Raw genomic sequence first — 1,155 nt, 5'->3', positions numbered from 1 at the left:
ACCATCAAACTCTCTAATCATCTGTTGGACATAGGGGTCATTTTCAACACTCAGTTTTGCTTGCTCCCCCATTTCCGCTTTCACGCGTTCACGCCACATCATCGGCGACTCGTGTTCGGGCTTTAAGCCCTCGAAGAAAGTAATATTTCGCCCTTGTGCCACTTCTTTACTCAATGATTCACGAATCCGCCCTTCATGACTTGGATTTAGCAAACGAAAGTGTCCAGCCTCAAAATAAAGATTCAAGCCGTCCGGGTTCTCTTCTAGCACTGAGTTAAGCATTAAATTAAGCGTCATTCCGCTAAGACCCAATTGTGTCACCTGCTTATTCCATCCGCTTGAAAGGACATCTGCGGCAAGCTCACTTTTCTCTACATGATCCTGAGACGAACTCTCTGCAATAGGAGATTTTTCCTCATTCCGCAAAGTAGATTGTTTATCAGGTTCAGGCACTGGTTCCGAGACAGGTTCTTGAACTGGACTTTCAACAACGCTGGTAACAGGCTGCTCAGTTTCTGCAAAGCTCTGCGTTTCAACAGGCTCTTGTAAGCGGCTGGCAGTCGACTCAGAGGTCTCAACAGGTGCCCGTTCAACTTGTGCTACACCCTCAACATTTAAACCTTCACTATTCAGAAGTGTTTTTTTTTTGCTTTCGTCCTCAGACAAATTATTCTCTAGCGGAGCACTTTGCACAGTTTGCTCTTCAGCAACCGGCACTTCATTGCCTACAGGCGCTGTGACAATATCAATTCCTAGCTGATCACTAGGGCTTAACTGGAAAGCAAGCATTCTGAGCAAGGCCATTTCAAGGCCAGATTTAGGGTCAGGCGTAATCGCCAAGTCCTGACGACTAACCAAGGCCACTTGATAGAAAAGCTGAACATCTTCGGCACATAACTTACGAGCATAGGAAACGACGTGCTCCTGATCACCCATAGAGTTATCACAAGCGCCAGGAACAGCCTGCTCGATAGCCACACGATGAAGCACTTCTGCAATCGTCGCTAACACTGAAGCATAATTTGGGGAAAATTCGGCGAGCGCTTTAATTTCGTCAAGCATCGCTGCCGCATTTCTTGAAATCAAACAATCCAGAATACGATAGATCTTTTTCTGGTCAACCGTCCCCAGCATTGCACTAACGCCAGTCTCGGT

The 1,155-nt window shown here is 46.6% G+C and carries 1 protein-coding gene; it reads right to left on the bottom strand.

The annotated features are described in order from the left end of the window. The coding region (locus A3735_RS07650; protein ID WP_304439979.1) for a DNA polymerase III subunit gamma/tau C-terminal domain-containing protein at positions 1–1,155 on the bottom strand (1,155 nt) is incomplete at both ends.

The sequence above is a fragment of the Oleiphilus sp. HI0061 genome, from assembly GCF_001635675.1.
Note: the sequence above shows the minus strand (reverse complement) of the source record. Positions and strands in the feature narration are given on the sequence as shown.